Genomic DNA, 18,480 nt, shown 5'->3' on the forward strand with positions numbered 1-18,480 from the left:
TTCCGGGTAGTCGATGAAGTACCGCACGCTGCGCGCCGAGGTCACACCACCGGCCGCGCTGGTCATCTGGTTGATGCTCAGGAACGGGCTGCGGCTGTGATAGTTCATGGCGTAGGCACCGAACTCGGTGTCGTTGGCCTCCGGCACGTACCAGCGCAAGGCCAGGCCATACTGGCCGCTGTCGCGGGCGTCGTTGTCCTTCAGGCGTGGAATGAACGCATCGTCGGTGCCGGCGGCGATGGCCGCCAGGCCACCGGTGTTTTGCGCCACGCCCGGGGGCAAGTCGAGGCCGGCGACCACCAGACGGTCGTTGCAGCCTTGCGGCACACCGTCAGTGCCGAAAAACGTACCGCAGTTGTCGAGGACCGATTTGTCCCACTCCAGCTGATAAAACGCTTCGGCGGTGATGTTGTCGGCCAGGCCCTGGGACACGTAGAGCAGGTTGACCGGGATCAGGCCTTCCTTCACTTCCGCACCGGGACGGCGCAAGGCCGCGACGTCGACCGGGTTGATGCTGTTGATCGAGTTGCCGATGAAGGTACTCTCGCCCCAGCTCACCACCTGCTTGCCGAGGCGCACGTTGCCGACCTGATCGCCGAGGGAGTAGTTGTGGTAGACGAAGCTGTCGAGGAACATCGCCCCGGACGACTTGGCGGCGCGGTCACGCCCCGAATCGTCGATGTCGTAGAACGGCCGGTGTTCGTCCATCAGCTCGAAGTCGTACCAGTACTTGCCGCGCACGAAGGCACCGCTGTCGCCGTATTTGAGCTCCAGGTCGTGCACGCCCTTGAAGATCTTCGAAAAGGTTTCGCCCTTCTTGAAGTTCAGGCGGTTGTCGTCGGTGGTCCGCGAGGCGGATTCGCCACCGGTCACACCCTGTGAGTTGAAGTTGGAGATGAACTGCTTGTCCGGGTCAGCCGTCGACCAACTGGCGCCGACCGACAGCGATGAATCGAAGGTCCCTTGAATCTCCCCGATGTTGAAATCGACCGCGTGAGCTTCAGTGCTCGCGCCAGTGGCAACCATTACCGCTACGGCCAGCAGACTGGGCTGGAAGACGCCGCGCTTTGTTGTTTTTGTCATGCGGTTTCTCTACTGCAGGATGTTGTGGAGTGGGCATCCTATGCAGGTGAACCGCAGGCCTGAATTGCCTGATCAGGTAATTTTGCGTATTACCTGAAAGCATTATTTGCCTGGTTTCGAGGGTGTTTTTTAACTGGATCGGGTGTGGGTGCGGTGCGGTGTGACAGGAGGTGTTGCAGAAGGTAACAAGCGTGGGAGCAGGTCTGGCACGTAATGCTGTTCACTTTAGTGGGCGTTGGATTGGGGTGTAAATCCGTTGCTGCGGTAACGGCTACTTAGGGTTCCGCCCTGGCGGCGGGTCACTTTGAAAAGCGCAAAGTAACCAAACGCTTTCGCCCCTTTCGTTCGGTGCCTCGCCTAGGCTCGGCATGCCCTCGCTCCGGTCCTGCTCCGTGGGCCCGCCGCGNNAACCTGCGCTCGGCCTCTCGATGGCGCAGATCAAGATCAAGATCAAGATCAAAAGCCAAAACCAAAGCCAAAGCCAAAGCCAAAGCCAAAGCCAAAGCCAAAGCCAAAGCCAAAGCAGAGCAAGATCAGAAGCAAGCCTATACACACGCATGTGGAAAACACACGGACCTGTAGGAGCTGGCTTGTCGGGTCGCCGCATCGCAGCGAAAGCGGTTTGTCAGTCAACATTGATGCTGACTGTTCCGCCGTCTTCGCTGGCAAGCCAGCTCCCACAGGGGATTGGGTGTGCCCGCAAATGTCAGGTCGGCTGTTAGGCCGCCTCGCGCTCGGCCTCTCAATGGGGCAAATCAAAAGCCAAAGCCAAACCAGCGCAAGATCAGAAGCGAGCCTATACACAACATGTGGAAAACACGCGCACCTGTAGGAGCTGGCTTGTCGGATCGCCGCATCGCAGCGAAAGCGGATTGTCAGTCAATATTGATGTTGACTGTTCCGCCGTCTTCGCTGGCAAGCCAGCTCCTACAGGCTTTTCCAAGTGACTCGCTGTAAGAGCGAAACCGCCAGCCGCCATCACCTAAATAACGGATATACACCCAATCCAATCCGCAACCACCCACCCAAAGCGAACAGCACTACAGCCCTGCCACAAACCTTTCATCGCAAATGCACCAGGCAACCGAGCAAATACCTCGAATGGCGGATGGGTAAGCCGTTCTACGCGCGCGAAGATTGCCCGAATTCTTGTCCGGGTCCACCCCTGCTTATTTTCGAGCGGAAGGTGACCGAACCATGGCTGAAATCAGGAGGGCTGCGAGCCCATGCTCCTTTCAATGACGCGTCGGGATCAAAGCCGGTCTGGAGATGCCTGCCCCACTCGACTGGCGAATCTGCCCCGGTTGCCTCCCGCCTACCTGCGACGGCCGAGACTGCTCGACGTACTGCTCGCCAGCGAGCAGCGTTTGCGTCTGTTGTGTGCCCCCGCGGGCTATGGCAAGACGGCCCTGATCAATGAGTGCCTGGGCCGGCACAACCCTGAACGTTATCTAAGGCTTGATCTGGAAGGGCGCTCGCTGACGCTGGCGCAATTTTGCGAGCGACTTGCCGAAGGTCTCGAAGACGAGGCCATCGGGGCCCGCGATCCGCGTGCGCTGCTGGCATGGCTGCAAAGCCGCGAAGAGGGCTGGTGGCTGGTGCTGGATGACTACCCGGCCCAGTCCTGTCCCGAACTCGATGAATGGATTGACCGGTTGCTGCGCTCACAAGCGCAGGTCCAGCTGTGGGTCAGTTGTCGACAACGGCCGAACTGGAAGCTGGCGCGATTGCTGCTGGAGGGTCAACTGCTTGAACTCGATGCCGGGCAACTGGCCTTTGACCACGACGAGTTCGAGCAAGTGGTCGAGTGGCTTGATCCGACAACCGAGCCTGCAACGCGTGACAAACTGTGGCGCCAGACCCACGGCTGGTGCGCCGGAACGTTCCTGTTGCTCAACGCTGGTGGCCGTCATGAGCGGGCAGGGGCGTTGTGGATGCGCGATTACCTGGGCGGCGAACTCCTGGCCCGGCTTGATGCGGATGCTCGCAAGCTTTTGCCGGGCATCGCGCATTTGCCACGGGTGTCGGCGACGCTCTGTCAGCAGCTCTGGCCGGACCTCGATGCCGGGAGTGTTTTTTGTGGCCTGCTGCAATCGCAATCGTTTTTTGTACCGCTGGACAACGAGGCCATCTGGTACAGCCTGCTACCCGCCGTGGCACAGGCGCTACAAGGAGAGCTGAACGCCGCCGGCGTAAGTCAGTTGCGCTTGAGCGCCTGCCGCCTGTTATGCAATGACGGGTTTGTCGACGAGGCCATCGAGTTGGCGCTGTCCATCGGTTATGTGGATGTGGCGGCCTGTTACATGGAGCGCCTGACGCTGGACTGGCTGTTGATCGAGCGCAACCTGTTCACCTGGCTCGATTGGCGTGCCCGCTTACCCTTGCGTTTGCTCGAGTGCACGCCAAACCTGATCTACATGAATGCCAGGGCGCTCCTCAGCAGTTGGCGGCTGGATGAAGCGCAGTCGTGCATCGCCCGACTGGCCAGGATTTCCCCGCAATCCAAGGCCCAGGTCAACGTTCGCATCCTGGCCAACTGGCAGGCACTGGAGGGCACTTTGCAGGGGCTGCTGGGCAACGCCGACGGCGCCTTCGAGCATTGCGAATCCGCCCTGCAGCACCTGGAGTTGCGTGATTGGCAGTCGTCATTTCTGTGCTATTCCACCCTGGCCCGCGTCTCGATGGCCGCCGGCAAGACCGGGCAGGCCGAACGATGGTTGCAGTCCTGCCTGGCACTGGCGCGTCATCAGGGTTGCCTGGCCAGTGAAGTGCTGATCAATGCCGATCGCATCCGCCAGTTGATTCTCGGCGGCGAGTTGGCAGAAGCCGAGGCGCTGGTGCAGGAATGCTTGCGCCTGGTCACTCGACTGAAAGGGCACCACAGCTTGATGCTCGGCCGTTTGCAGCTCTTGCAGGGCGAGCTGTTCTTGCTGCGGGGCGACCTGGATGCCAGCGAGCATGCGCTGTGCATGGCTTTGGAACTCGGCACGGAAAGTGGCGACCCCTATGTATTGCACGCGCTGATCGGGTTGTCGGAAGTGCACGCCTGCCGCGGTGACTTCGAACAGGCCCAGATTCATTTGAGCACGGCGACACGGTCCATGCAGTGCGCGAAAATCAAGGAAAGCTGCTATCAGTCGATGATCTTCTATCAACATCTGCGCTTGCTGGCACGACAAGGCGCGTGGGCGCGGATGTTGCCGATGGCGCTGGCAGCCCAGGCCTATATTCAGGGCGGCACGTCACAGCTTCCTCCGCTGCACGCGCCTTCGTTGCGCCAGCGCATCGAGTTGATGATTGCTTTGGGTGAGCAAGGCACCGGTCAGGTCGAAGCAGCACGGCAGCGGCTGGTGTCATTGCTGGCGGACTGCGAGTGCCGGCGTTTCGGCAGTTTGATCAGGGAAGTGCAGGCGGTGCTGGCACGGATCGATGCCGAACCCGGTTTGGCACCGGTGCCTGCGCAGGTACCGCTCGCGCCATTCAATCCTCTGGCAAGCCGGCAGCCAGAACCGGTGACCGCCCCCCGAGCCGGGTCGGAGCTGACGCCGAGGGAGGTTTGCGTGCTGGAGCTGGTCGCGCAAGGATTGTCCAATCAGGAAATCAGCAATCAGTTGTTCATTTCGCTCAATACCGTCAAGGCCCACACCGTGCATATCAACCACAAACTGGGGGTCAAGCGGCGCACTCAAGCCGTGATGCGGGCCAAGGCGATGGGCGTTTTGGCTTGAAGTCCGTCAATCGAGCAATCCCCTGGCGCGTGCGATAGCGATGACTTCCGTGCGGCTTTGCGCCCCCAGCTTCGCGCTGACGTTGCGCAAGTGCGTCTTGACCGTGTGCTCGGACAGGTGCATCTGCTCGGCAATGGCCCGGTTGCGGTTGCCTGCGGCCAGCAGCCGGATTACATGGAACTCGCGGGCGGTCAATGGCGTGTCCGTTTCGTCGACGTCTGCCTCGGCTGGCGTGCCCGGGGTGGCGTTGCGTTGCAGCAAATCCGTCAGGAACTGCGGGGCAATACCCAGGCTCTTGCACTGCGCCTTGAAGGACACGGCCCAGCGTTGGAGCAGTTTTGCCAGGGCCGGGCCTTCATCGAGAAAGGTGCGGATGAACCCTTCTTCGCTGGCCAGGCGCAAGGCTGGGGTCAGGGTGTCCAGTGCTTCTTTCTGTCGCCCGAGGCCGTCCAGTGCCAGGGCATACAGCAAGCGCAGTTTCAGCGCCCGTCGGTGGTGCTGACGCTCCAATGCTTCGGCGATGGCGGGTTGCAGGGCCGTGGCCGCACTGGCGTGCTCACCCTTGAAAATGCGCAGCCGCTGGCGCGCGATAAAAGGGGTATCGGTGTCGCAGGTGTGCAGCACCAGGTCGGGACGTTGCCAATTCCCCGCCAGTTCGGCGTTATGCAGGGCCTGTGCAGCGATGTCGAGACGGTTTTCCAGCGTCGCGATACGGGCGCGCTCCAGCCACGCTGCACAATGTATACGCAACGAACCACTGCGCCGGCCCAGTTGTTCCAGTTCAGCCAGTTGCTGCACCCAGACAGCGCGCTCGCCGTGTTGGTAGGCGATGCGGGCGAGCAGTACATGCCGGACGATCATCGGGTCCGGGCCGCCGCTGTCGAGGGCATACGAGGGGATATCGCTGAGCAATTGCCGGGCTTGAACCAGGGCATCCTGTTCATACCGCGCCATCGCACGCAGGGTATCGAGCGAGGGCCTGCCGCCCGCCCATTTGCCTTCAGGCCGTTGTGCCTGCACTTCACGGGCGGCATGCAGGCGGGCGACGGTACTTTCAAGCCGCCCCTGGACCAGGTCCAGGATGCACTCCACGCAGACCACGATGCTGTCGACGAGCATTGAACGGTTCTGCGCCCCCGGGCTGACCATACGCGTCAGTAATGCTCGTGCCTGTTCATAGCGACCGGTGGCGACCATGCAGAAGGCCAGCGTGGTGGCGAGCATGCCGTACTGCAAGACGTCCTGGGGCGACACCCGTTCGATCTCGGCCAGGGCCGTGGCATACGCGGCATCTATCTGGTCGGTGAACACCTGCAGCAGGCAGCGAATAGTGCCCATCTCCTGAGTGTTGCGATGGCGTTCAATCAATTGCATGGCGTCCTGATAGCGATGATCAAGCACCAGTGTCCAGGCATGGGCAAGGATCAGCCGGGGATAGCCATCCAGTATGAGATCAGGAATCTGCTCGAACCAACGCAGCAACCAGCGCAGCCGGCCGGCATCGATCAGCTCGTCCAGATGCCGGTCGATCTGCTGGCTCGCGTTGTCGGCTTCACCCGCCCGCAGATAGTGCTCGATCGCGGCTGCCGGCTGATTTTCAGTGAGGTACCAACGGGCAGCCATCGCGTGCAGCTTTTTGGCGTACCCGGGGGAATGGCGTTCCAGCGAACGACGCAGGAAATCGGCAAACAAGGGGTGATAGCGGAACCACTCATGTTGCTCATCCGTTGACTGAATGAACAGGTTGGCGCGTTGCAGGTAGTCGATCATGGCCTGACTGTCGCTGCGCGCGGTCACTGCATCGCACAGCGCTGCGCTGAAGCGTCCAAGGACGCTGCTGTGCAGCAGAAACTGCCGACACTCTTCCGTCTGGCGTTCGAGGATGTCCTCGGCCAGGTAATCGGCCAGTTCCAGATTGGCGCCGGATAGTGACGCCACGAAATCGGCCGGGGCTTTGCGCCCCTGCAAGGACAGCGTGCTCAGGTAAAGCGCGGTGATCCAGCCTTCGGTGCGTTGCTGCAGCGTGGCAATTTCAGCGTCCTCAAGGGACAAGCCGCATTTTTCACGGATGAAGGTTGTGGTCTCGACAAGGCTCATGCGCAGGGCGTCGGTGGTGATGTCGCGCATTTGCCCGTGCGCCCGCAAACGGCCCAGCGCGATATCCGGTGTGGTTCTTGACGCGATGACCAGCAACCCGCAAGACGGCAGGGCCCTCAATAACTGCCGCACAAAATCCAGTGCCGGGGCGGACTCCAGGGTTTCGAAATCGTCGAGAAAAATCGCAAAGGGTTGGTCCAGTGCGATCAGTTTGTCGAGCAGTGCCTGGGGGCTGAAGTCGATGGGTTTCTCGCTGTCGGCAGGTGCGCCGAGGGCCTGCAAGGCGACATGCAGGTGGGCCGTCAGGCGCCGCAATTCATTGTCGGCGGCATCCAGGGTCAACCACAGCGCCTGGCGACCGTGGGCCAGGCAGCGCTCACGATATTGTCGCAACAACGTGGTTTTACCGAAGCCCGCCGCGGCCTCGACGAGAATCAGGCGGGCAGCCTGCGGGTTATCCATTCGATCCAGCAGATGAGTACGCGGCAGATGGCTGGGCGCCGTGGCAGGCACGCGAAATTTTTCCGGGTGGATTCGCGAGGCATGAAGCTTCGCATCAGCTGTGGCCGCCGTGGCAGAACGGTCATCCTCCCTGTCGCTCAGGGTCGGGACGAGGGTCAGGCGGGCCAACAGGTCCGGGCGGTCAGGCATGTATTTCTCCAGCGGGCGAGTCGCGTGCTTGCAAATCAGTCAAGGGCTTGAACATCACAACCATTGTGGGAGCGAGCCTGCTCGCGATAGCGGACTTTCGGGCAACATAGATGTTGACTGTTCAACCGCCTTCGCGAGCAGGCTCGCTCCCACAGTTTTTCACACCTTAACTGATCGGCTTCAGCAGCTTCAGCCCGTTCTTCGCGGTTCTTATCCGACGCATATTGCCATGCCCCTGTCCCGTGGCAAGGCCGCCTTGCGCAAACGGTCTGTGTGCTCGGGGGGAACTTCACTCGTTTGAGCGATTGTCCCGAAGGAGGGCCCCGCTAGCCTGTGGCGCGCTGCAAGCCGATTCGGTGGCGCTGCAGCCATGCATCCAATAATGAGAGAGATAAGCGATGGCAGGACCACTGGCAGGTGTGAAAGTAGTCGAGATGAATGCGATCGGGCCCGCGCCGTTCGCCACCATGTTGTTGGCCGACATGGGCGCCGAGGTGATTCGGATCGATCGGTTGGTGTCAGGCTTCCTCAATGGTGACGGCAGTGTGATCAGCCGGGGCCGGCGTAGCCTGGCGATTGATCCGCGCAAGCCAGGTTCGATTGATGTGTTGCTGCAATTGATCGAAGGCGCCGACGTACTGATCGAGGGCTTTCGACCGGGGGTCATGGAGCGACTGGGACTGGGGCCGGAGCCGTGCCTGCAACGCAACCCGCGCCTGGTGTACGGGCGCATGACGGGGTGGGGTCAGACTGGGCCGCTGGCTCCCGTTGCCGGCCACGATCTCAACTACCTGGCGATCACCGGCGCGCTGCATGCCATGGGCCATGCCGATCGCGAGCCGACACCGCCGTTGCACCTGGCGGGCGATATGGGCGGCGGCGCGATGTTCCTCGCGTTCGGCATCGTCAGTGCGCTGCTGGAGGCGCAAAAGTCCGGCAAAGGGCAGGTGGTGGACGCGGCGATATCCGATGGTGCGGCGCTGCTCAGCACGATGTATTACGAGTTCAAGCAGAGCGGAGAGTGGCGCGGCCGTGGGGAAAACATCTTCGACGGCGGCGCGCCTTTTTACGGTTGCTACGCCTGCGCCGATGGCGGGTTTGTCTCGATTGGCTCCATCGAACCGCAGTTCTACCGGCTGCTGATGCAGCTTTGCCAGATCGATGACCCGGCGTTCGAACGCCAGTGGGACCGCCAGCAATGGCCGGCCCTGCGCAACAAACTCGAGGCCATGTTCCTCACCCGTACCCGGGATCAATGGTGCGAACTGCTGGACGGCACCGACGTCTGTTTCGCCCCGGTGCTGGACTTCAACGAGGCGCTCGAACATCCGCACCATCGGGCCCGAGGCACCTTCATGCAGACCGACGGCGTGACCCACCCCGCACCGGCCCCGCGATTGAGCCGCACGCCGGCCACCGCCGGGAGCGTGGTGAAGAACGGCGAACATACCCTCGACATCCTTCGTGAACTGGGACTGGACGATGGGCGTATCGGCGAGCTGCGCGCCGCCGGTGCCATCGCCTGATACCCCCCACCCTGTAGGAGCGAGCCTGCTCGCGATAGCGGACTGACAGACAACACAGATGTTGAATGTGCTGCCGCCATCGCGAGCAGGCTCGTTCCTACAGGGTTTGTGTTTTGACAGATAGTCAACCCACCCCATCCCACTCCCTGTGAGCGGGATACAGCCCGAGGGTTGGTACGCAACCATGACGCCATGGAGCAGCAGGGTCGCGAGACGACCGACGCTCCGTCAATCAACCCCCCGGGAGAACGTGATGTCACAGAAAACCTACATTGCCGGCGTCGGCATGATTCAGTTTGCCAAGCCTGGCGCCAGTGGTTCCTACATCGAGATGGGCGCGCAGGCGGTACGCCAGGCGCTGCAGGATGCGGGCATCGGTTATGACCTGGTACAGCAGGCTTATGCGGGCTATGTCTACGGCGACTCCACCTGCGGCCAGTCGGCGTTGTACGAAGTCGGCATGACCGGGATTCCGGTGATCAACGTCAACAACAACTGCGCCAGTGGTTCGACCGCGCTGTACCTGGCGCGCCAGGCCGTGGAAAGCGGCGCCGTTGATTGCGCGCTGGCGTTTGGTTTCGAACAGATGCAACCCGGCGCACTGAAGAACTTCTGGACCGACCGCCCCCTGACCATGGGCAAGGGCTTTGATGCCTCCGCCATGGCCTTCCCGGAAGGTGTCGGCATGCCTGGTGCGCTGATGTTCTTCGGCGGCGCGGGCAAAGAACACATGGAAAAGTATGGTACCCGGATGGAAACCTTCGCCGCGATCCGCGCCAAGGCCAGCCGTCATGCCGCCAACAACCCCTTGGCGGTGTTCCGCAAGGTGGTCACCACCGAAGAAGTGATGGCCGATCAGGTGGTCTGGGAAGGGGTGATGACCCGTCTGATGGCGTGCCCGCCGACCTGCGGTGGCGCGGCGGCGATCATCGTGTCCGAGCGTTTTGCCAGGAAGCATGGCCTGCGTACTGACGTGACCATCCTGGCGCAGGCGCTGGCCACGGACAAACCGGATGCGTTCGATCCGCCATCGATGATCAGCGTGGTCGGCGTGGGCATGACCCGCCAGGCCGCCAATGAGGTCTACGAAAAAGCCGGTGTCGGCCCCGAGGACATTCGTGTCTGCGAACTGCACGACTGCTTCGCGCACAACGAACTGCTGACCTACGAAGGCCTGGGTTTCTGCCCGGTGGGCGGTGGCGAAAAATTCGTGATGGACGGCGACAACACCTACGGCGGTCAAGTGGTGATCAACCCGTCGGGTGGCCTGCTTTCCAAAGGTCACCCGCTGGGTGCCACAGGCCTGGCGCAATGCTTCGAGCTGACCCATCAGTTGCGCGGGACTGCCGGCGCGCGTCAGGTCGAAGGTTTGCAGCACGCATTGCAGCACAACCTCGGCCTGGGCGGCGCAGGTGTCGTCACGCTCTTCGGTCGCGGTTGAACCCACCTTGGCTCGCGCGCCTCGACGGGTGTGCGATGACCTGATAACGCACAGGAATCAATTGAAATGGCAGACAAGAGTCTGATCGGCCGTTCCCTTGGCGTCACCACCAGTGAAGTGGAAAAGGGTCGCCTGCGGTTTTTCGCCAAAGCCATTGGCGAAACCGACCCGGTCTATACCGAAGAAGCGGCGGCAATAGCGGCAGGCTACAAGGCGCTGCCCGTACCCCCAACCTTCCTGCTGTGCCTGGAAAGCGAAGGGCGCAACCCACAGGCCATCGTCGAAGACATCATGGGCTTTGACCTGGGTCGCATCCTGCACGCCGAGCAGGAATTCAACTATCACCGCATGGCGTTCGCCGGCGACGTGTTGACCTTCGATTCGCGCATCGTCGATGTGTACGAGAAGAAGGGCGGGGCGCTGCAATTCGTGGTGCAGGAAACCCGCGTGACCAACCAGGACGGTGAGCACATCGCCGATCTTCGTTCTTCGCTCGTGCAGCGCTGAGGAATAGCCCATGTCTCAACTCCCAAAAACCGGCCCGCAGTTCAGCGATGTCCAGGTAGGCGATGTGATGCCGCTGATGAAGCTGCGCCCGATCAATCGCACGATGTTGGCGCTCTACGCCGGTGCTTCCGGTGACCACAACGAAATCCACATCGACATCGATTTCGCCCGCAAGGCCCGCGTGCCGGATGTGTTCGCCCACGGAATGCTGTCGGCGGCCTACCTCGGCCGACTGCTGACCAATTGGGTGCCACAACCGCAGATCCGCAAGCTCGCCGTGCGTTTCACCGGCATCACCCAGATCGGCCATATCCCGCACCTGACGGGGCGCGTGGCACAGAAATTCGAAGCCGGCGGCGAGCGTTTCGTGCGTCTGGAAATCAAGTGCGCCAACCAGTACGGCGAAGACAAGCTGGTGGGTGAAGCGGTCGTGACATTGAACTGAAAACCGAACTGAACCCCGGTTTCCTACCCAGTAACAGATAACAAAAAATACAGGTATCGAATGATGAAAAAGCTTGAAGGCAAAGTAGCGCTGGTGACCGGCTCCGGTCGCGGCATCGGGCGCAGTGTGGCGCTGAAACTGGCCGCCGATGGCGCCCGCGTGGTGGTCAACGACCTGGACGCCGGGCCGGCTGAAGAAGTGGTTGCGCAGATCCGCGAAGCCGGTGGTGACGCTGTCGCCTGCGTGGGCAGCGTAACGGCGGTGGATTTCGCCGACCGCTTCATCAAGACCGCCGTCGACAACTACGGCGGCATCGACATCATCGTCAACAACGCCGGTTACACCTGGGATAACGTCATCCAGAAAATGTCGGACGAGCAGTGGTACGCGATCATCGACTGCCACCTGACCGCACCGTTCCGCATCCTGCGTACGGCTTACCCGGTGATCAGCGCCGCCGCCAAGGCCGAGGCTGCCGAAGGCCGCGTGGTGCACCGCAAAGTGGTGAATATTTCCTCGATCGCCGCTGCCGGTAACGCCGGTCAGGCCAACTACTCGACGGCCAAGGCCGGGATCCTCGGCATGACCAAAACCATGTCCAAGGAGTGGGGCCGCCACAAGGTCAACGTCAACGCCGTGGCCTACGGTCACATCGAAACCCGCATGACCCAGGCACTGGCCGGCGACGCGAGCAAGACCGTGAACATCGAAGGCCGCGAGATCAAGGTCGGCATTCAGGCTGCGGCGATCGAAGCCGGCAAGCAGATGTGTCCGCTGGGACGTCCGGGTACGCCGGATGAAGCGGCTGGCGCCGTGTATCTGTTCTGCATCCCGGAATCGGATTACGTATCCGGTCAGGTCCTGGTCTGCGGCGGCGGCCTCGGCACCGTCTGATCCTTGAAGGAGATTTGTCATGCAACTGGAAAACTACACATCCCCATGGATGGACGAGGACCTTGGCGCCTTCCGTGACAGCATTCGCCGTTTCGTGCGCGAGCAGCTTGTCCCTCAGGAAGACAAGTGGCGCGAACAGCACCGCTCCGACCGTGCGGCCTGGCTGGCCTGCGGCGAAATGGGCATGATCCTGCCGGACATGCCTTCGGAGTACGGCGGCGCCGATGGCACCCCGGCGCATTACGCCGTGGCCATGGAAGAGTTGACCTATGCCGGTGTGATGAGCATCGCGCTGAGCATCAACCACATCGTCGGTCACTACATCCTGGCCAGCGGTACCGAAGCGCAGAAGCAGCAGTGGCTGCCGAAAATCGCCTCCGGCGAGTGCATTACCTCCATCGCCATGACCGAGCCGGGCACCGGCTCCGACCTGCAAGGCGTGCGCACCCGTGCGGTGAAGAAGGGCGACAAGTACGTCATCAGTGGCTCGAAAACCTTCATCAGCAACGGCCAGAACAGTGACATGGTGGTGGTCATCGCCAAGACCGATCTGGAAGCCAAGGGCTCCAAAGGCATCTCGCTGTTCATCGTCGATACGAAGACACCGGGCTTCGTCCGTGGCCAGTGCCTGGACAAGATCGGCCTGCCGGGGCAGGACACCTCGGAGATGTTCTTCGACGAATGCGAAGTGCCGGCTGACTGCCTGCTGGGCGGCGTCGAGGGGCAGGGCTTCTATCAGTTGATGCAGCAGTTGCCCTATGAGCGCGCGGAAATCTCCATCCAGGCCGTTGCCAGCATGGAGCGCGCCCTGGCGTTGACGGTTGAGTACACCAAGGAGCGCAAGGCTTTCGGCAAGGCAATCCTGGACTTCCAGAACACCCGTTTTACCCTGGCGGACGTGAAGGCCACGGTGACAGCGGCACGCACCTTCGGCGATCTGATCATCCAGCGCTGGGTGGATGGCACCCTGGACACCACCACCGCGTCGATGGGCAAGTTCTGGCTGACCGACCGTCAGGGCGAGGTCATGGACCGTTGCCTGCAGTTCTTCGGCGGCTTCGGCTACATGAACGAATACCCGATCGCGCGGATGTTCGCCGACGCCCGCGTCGCACGCATCTACGGCGGCGCCAACGAAATCCAGCGCGAGCTGGTGGGGCGTTCGCTCTAACGCTGCAGGTCGCTTTATGTGGGAGCGAGCCTGCTCGCGAAAGCGGCATGCCAGTCAACATTCATGTTGAATCTGACGCCCCTTCGCGAGCAGGCTCGCTCCCACAATGGGTTTTTGCCGCACCACAAAAGGCAGCTGCTTTACTTATAACAACAAGATTCTGGAGGCTCAGATGTACATCACCCAAGGGTTGCACCGACACATGCAGCAGCGCCCCGACGCAACCGCCATCCGCTGCCAGGGCCGCAGCCTGACGTTTGCCGCGCTCGGCGAACGGGTTGCCCGGCTGGCCGGTGCGCTGAAGAAGCTCGGTCTGGCGAGCGGTGATTGCGTCGCCATGCTGTCGCGCAACTCGCAACGCTACATCGAATACAGCCTTGGCGTACCTTGGGCGGACGGGGTACTCAACCCGGTCAATACCCGCTGGAGCGTGATGGAAATCGTCTACTCCCTGGACGATTCGCAAACGACCATCCTCATCGTCGACGACACCTTCAGCGTCATGGGGGGCATGATTGCCCGACAGGCCAAAACCATTCGTCATGTGATCTATGCCGGCGACAACGAGACACCGGACGGCATGCTGTCCTACGAAGCCTTGCTCGCCGAGGCCGAGGCCATCGAGGATGTACGTCGCAGTGGTGATGCCTTGCTGGGTATTTTCTACACCGGCGGCACCACCGGTTTCCCCAAGGGCGTCATGATCAGCCATGACAATCTGGCGTTCGCCTCCCTGGCCAGTCTGAGCAAGGGATTCTACGGTAGCGAAGCGAAGTTTCTGCATGCGATGCCGATGTTCCACCTGGCTGATTTTTCCGGCATGTACGGCATGTTCATTTGCGGCGGCACCCATGTGGTGCTACCGGCCTTCAGCGGTGAAGCCGCGCTCGAACTGATCAGTCAGGAAGGCGTGACCGATGCCATGATGGCCCCGACCATGATCCAGATGATGCTGGATGCGCGCGACGCCAGGCCGGCCTTGAACGCTCTGGACCTGAGTTCGATCAAGAACATTATCTACGGCGCTTCGCCGATTTCCCCCGTGTTGCTGGACCGTGCCTGCGAGGCGTTTACCACTGCCCGGTTTTTTCAGGGTTATGGCATGACCGAGCTGACGACCGGCGGCACGATGCTGGACGCGCAATATCACTGTGCCGAGCATCAGGCCAGTGGCAAGATGTACTCGGCCGGCCGCGCGATCAGTTGCGTCGAACTGAAAATCGTCGACAGCGAGGGGCGGGAGGTGCCACGCGGTACGGTCGGCGAGATCGCTGTGCGCGGCCCGAACGTGATGCTTGGTTACTGGAACAACCCCGCCGCCACGGCAGAGGTCTTGAAGGACGGCTGGATGCACACCGGTGACGGTGCCTGGATGGATCAGGAAGGTTTCGTGTACATCGTCGATCGCCTCAAGGACATGATTGTCAGCGGCGGTGAGAACATTTATTCCGCCGAGGTTGAAAATGCCCTGGCCAGCCATCCGGCTGTGGCCCAAAGCGCGGTCATTGGTATTCCCTGTGAAAAATGGGGCGAGACCGTGCATGCGGTGATTGTGCTCAAGCCTGAAGCGGTGGCGACCGAAGACGAAATCGTTGCCCATTGCCGCACACGCATTGCCGGCTACAAATGCCCGCGCAGCGTCGAGTTCCGGCAAGCCATGCCGCTTTCCACGGTCGGGAAGATTCTCAAGAACGAGCTGCGCGAACCCTATTGGGCGAACCACGGTCGCAATATCGCCTGAGCTGCCCTGTAGGAGCGAGCCTGCTCGCGAAAAACGCCTGGTAAACGCGTTGTCAAAAAACGCGCGTTATCGTTGACCTCCATCGCGAGCAAGCTCGCTCCTACAGGGGGCGTTTTGATCTAGAGCGGCAAACGGAATCTAATTCGTTTGAGCGATAGGTCACACGCCTGATTCTGGCTAGGCTTCTATGCGTCGCGAGCCATGCGTGGCAACGCTCATGGCCATAACCGTGCTGGGCCTGCGGCGTGCCCAGCGCCGCTTGAACCGAGTACGCACCCATGAACACCCACTCATTGCTGACCACCACCCGGTTTGCCCCACCGCGAATCGGCAGCCAGGCTGTGGCCCGCGAGCAGTTGCTGGCAAAGCTGCAGCGAGAGCGACACAGTCGCTTGCAGCTGGTGACCGGTAGCGCAGGCTTTGGCAAGACCACATTGATGGCGCAGTGGCGCCAGCAGCTGATTAAAAACGGGGTTCAGGTGGCCTGGCTGTCGGTATCGCCGGACGACTGCGTGCTCGAATCGTTTTGCGCCAGCCTGCTGGGCGCGTTGCGCCAGGCAGGCCTGCCTCTGGATGACGACCTGCTGTTGTTGGCCGGACCGGAAGCCATCAGTATTCAGGCGATGGCTTCGCTGTTGATCAACGCGCTGGCCCGGGTGAGCGGTGAGTTGTACGTCTTGCTCGATGATTTCCAGCATGCGGCCGATGTGCGGATCGCCCAGTTGATGCAAGCGCTGATCGATGACGCACCGCATCACTTGCATATGGTGCTGGCATCGCGCAGCACGCCACCGTTGCTGTTGGGGCGCCTGCGCGCCATGGGCGAGCTGTGCGAAGTGGATTGTGCAGGGCTGTCATTCGACTTCGCGGAGTCGCTGGCCTTCCTCAAGGTTCATCTGGACCAGGGGGTGAACCTTGACGCGGCGCATGCCATCCATGACCTGACCGATGGCTGGCCGATCGGTTTGCAGTTGATGTCCATCGCCTTGAAGGCGAACCCGAAAAAAGGCGTCAAGGGCACGGCACTGCTGCCTGACAGCGCCGCCCTCAGAGCCTATTTGTCCGAAGATGTGGTCGCGGATTTGCCAACAGAACTGTTCGACTTCCTGCAGAAAATTTCCATCCTCAGGCGCTTCAATGCCGATGTCGCCGCCCATGTCACCGGTTCCGCGAGGGCGGTGCAGCTGATTGCGGCGGTGGAAGAACGCAACCTGTTCATTCAGCCGGTCGATCTGCCCGGCAATCGCCAGTGGTATCGCCTGCACCCGTTGTTTGTCGAGTTTCTCACCCAGCGTTTGCAGGCGTCTGGCACCGATGTCGCGCAATTGCACAGGCGCGCGGCGACGTGGTTCGAACAGGCGGGACTGGTGCCCGAATCGCTGCGCCATGCGCTGCACTGCGATGATTTCACGGTTGTCGCACAGTTGCTGGAGCGTGTGCAACCGTCCTATCGCAGTGTGAGTCATCTCAGCCAGTTCATGCGCTGGCTTGAACAGGTGCCCTTGCATGAATTGATCGGGCACCCGTCGCTGATGCTGCTGGGGATCTGGGGCGCCGTACTCACGGTGCTCACCAGCAAGGCGCAGGCCTGGATCACGGCATTTGAAAGCGTGCCGCAAGCACCGCAATGGGCGTATCAGTTGCAACTGCTCAAGGCATCGCTGGCCATGCATCGCGATGATGAAACCCGTTGCCTGGCCTTGTTGGCGTTGTCTGCCGATCAGCCCGCCAGTCATCCTTTCCACGAGCAGGTGCGCGTTGGCATGACGATCACTTGCCTGGGTCTCGCCGGCCGTCACAGCGAGGCCCGCAGTGTATTCAATGGTGCCTTCGGGCGTTGTTTGCGTAGCAGCAATGATGAAATGGCGTTGATGGGCATGACCGCCATGACCTCGGGCATTTTGCTGGAGGGCAGGGTGCTGGAGGCCGAGCGCATGGGCTCGGTGATATTGGCCCAGGCCGAACAGATTCACGGGCGTCGCTCGGTGAGCGCCTGTGCCAGCGCCACGATCATGGCCGAGGTGTATTACGAACTCGATCGTCTCGAGGACGCCCGCGAGGTGCTCGCCAATCGCCTGGATATTCTGCGTTTTTCGGCGCCGGGCTACATGATCGGCGCCGCGTTGTGCCATGCGCGCCTGCTTGACCTGCAGGATTCGCCGCGCAGCGCATTGGAGTACTTGAACCAGAAAGAAGAGCATTTCCGCGCCCTGGGTCTTGATCGCGGTACGGCCCGGATGATCGATGAACAGTTGCGCATTACGTTGAAGTGCGGTGATTGGCGGCATGCCGAGACGTTGCAGGCACTGCTTGACGACCTTGCACGAAACCACCGGGGCGCGTCCTCATGCGATGTGGAAGTCATGACCCTGGCGGCCTTGTCGAAGGCGCGCCTGGCACTGGCGCGCTGGCAACCCGAGGCCGCGATGCAGGCGCTGGACATTGTCGAGCGTCACGCCAGCGAGCTTGGCCGGGGGCAATGGCGGGTCAAGGTCGAGTTGCTGCGCGCATTTGCCCTGGCTGAACTGGAGCGCAGCGCCGAAGCCCTGGCGTCTCTGCGCTCGGCAGTTGCAAGCGGGTATCGGTTGGGGCTGGTGCGCACCTTCCTGGATGAGGGCGAAGCGTTCCAGTCCCTGTTGCCGGAGCTTGATCTTGCAGAGGATGCAGTGCTTGGCGCCTATTATCAAAAGCTGGTGGCAGAAACGTCGGACCTGTCGCCAATCGAATCTGATAAAAGCTCATCGGCGGCGATTGAGACGCCCCGTGAGCAGACGGCGCTGACCCGGCGCGAGCAGGACATCATTGATTTGCTGGAGCAATCGATGTCCAACAAGCGCATTGCACTGGCCTTGAATCTCAGCTTGCAAACCGTGAAGTGGAACCTGAAGAACATCTTCTTCAAACTTGGCGTCTCCAGCCGTTACGACGCCATTGTCATCGCCCGCAGGCGGCGGGAGGAAGCAACCTGAGACCCGTCTCGTGACCCACTCCACTGGAGTAGCCGGCGGATCGGCAATCACCTTATCTGCCATTCCATCCGCACACCGCGTTAAGCCGTTCGAATATTGAAGGTTCCGCGTAGGAGCTGGCTTGCCAGCGAAGAGGCCGGCACATCCGGCGGAGATGTCGTCAGACCCACCGCTTTCGCTGGCAAGCCAGCTCCTACAGTTGATTCGGGTGGCCGCAGATTTGGTGC

The 18,480-nt window shown here is 61.4% G+C and carries 11 protein-coding genes; 9 read left to right on the top strand and 2 right to left on the bottom strand.

Going from position 1 to position 18,480, the window contains the following annotated elements:
• On the bottom strand, positions 1–1,083 hold a 1,083-nt coding region (locus GPL81_RS24710), incomplete at its 3' end, for a DUF1302 domain-containing protein (RefSeq protein ID WP_160108841.1).
• Between the two features lie 1,226 nt (positions 1,084–2,309).
• Here GPL81_RS24710 and GPL81_RS24720 point away from each other — a divergent pair.
• Complete coding sequence (locus tag GPL81_RS24720) at positions 2,310–4,811, top strand: LuxR C-terminal-related transcriptional regulator (protein WP_160108843.1); 2,502 nt, start codon at positions 2,310–2,312, stop codon at positions 4,809–4,811.
• A 6-nt stretch (positions 4,812–4,817) separates the two neighbouring features.
• Here GPL81_RS24720 and GPL81_RS24725 read toward each other — a convergent pair whose 3' ends face one another.
• Entirely contained in the window at positions 4,818–7,559 is a 2,742-nt protein-coding gene (locus tag GPL81_RS24725; RefSeq protein ID WP_160108844.1) for a winged helix-turn-helix domain-containing protein, read from the bottom strand.
• 398 nt (positions 7,560–7,957) lie between these two features.
• Here GPL81_RS24725 and GPL81_RS24730 point away from each other — a divergent pair, with 398 nt between their 5' ends.
• The 8 genes from GPL81_RS24730 to GPL81_RS24765 all read left to right on the top strand — a co-directional run bounded on the left by GPL81_RS24730 (position 7,958) and on the right by GPL81_RS24765 (position 18,253).
• Positions 7,958–9,085, top strand: coding sequence for a CaiB/BaiF CoA transferase family protein (locus tag GPL81_RS24730; protein WP_160108845.1), 1,128 nt, complete (start codon positions 7,958–7,960; stop codon positions 9,083–9,085).
• Positions 9,086–9,338: 253 nt separating this feature from the next.
• Positions 9,339–10,526: a lipid-transfer protein gene (locus GPL81_RS24735; RefSeq protein WP_096510459.1), complete on the top strand. Its 1,188-nt coding sequence runs from the start codon at positions 9,339–9,341 to the stop codon at positions 10,524–10,526.
• Positions 10,527–10,592: 66 nt separating this feature from the next.
• A complete protein-coding gene (locus tag GPL81_RS24740; RefSeq protein WP_160108846.1) occupies positions 10,593–11,033 on the top strand; it encodes a MaoC family dehydratase N-terminal domain-containing protein in 441 nt (146 codons plus the stop codon).
• Between the two features lie 10 nt (positions 11,034–11,043).
• Positions 11,044–11,478, top strand: coding sequence for a MaoC/PaaZ C-terminal domain-containing protein (locus GPL81_RS24745; RefSeq protein ID WP_160108847.1), 435 nt, complete (start codon positions 11,044–11,046; stop codon positions 11,476–11,478).
• Positions 11,479–11,541: 63 nt separating this feature from the next.
• Positions 11,542–12,372 (top strand): SDR family NAD(P)-dependent oxidoreductase, encoded by an 831-nt coding sequence (locus GPL81_RS24750; RefSeq protein WP_160108848.1) that lies wholly within the window; start codon positions 11,542–11,544, stop codon positions 12,370–12,372.
• 19 nt (positions 12,373–12,391) lie between these two features.
• Positions 12,392–13,543, top strand: coding sequence for an acyl-CoA dehydrogenase family protein (locus tag GPL81_RS24755; protein ID WP_160108849.1), 1,152 nt, complete (start codon positions 12,392–12,394; stop codon positions 13,541–13,543).
• Between the two features lie 172 nt (positions 13,544–13,715).
• On the top strand, positions 13,716–15,284 hold the full coding sequence (locus GPL81_RS24760; RefSeq protein WP_160108850.1) for a long-chain-fatty-acid--CoA ligase: 1,569 nt from the start codon (positions 13,716–13,718) through the stop codon (positions 15,282–15,284).
• A gap of 278 nt (positions 15,285–15,562) precedes the next feature.
• Positions 15,563–18,253 carry a winged helix-turn-helix domain-containing protein gene (locus GPL81_RS24765; protein ID WP_160108851.1) on the top strand — a complete coding sequence of 897 codons (2,691 nt, stop codon included), beginning with the start codon at positions 15,563–15,565 and terminating at the stop codon, positions 18,251–18,253.
• Positions 18,254–18,480 lie beyond the last annotated feature (227 nt).

This window comes from Pseudomonas izuensis (assembly GCF_009861505.1).
Lineage (GTDB): Bacteria > Pseudomonadota > Gammaproteobacteria > Pseudomonadales > Pseudomonadaceae > Aquipseudomonas > Aquipseudomonas izuensis.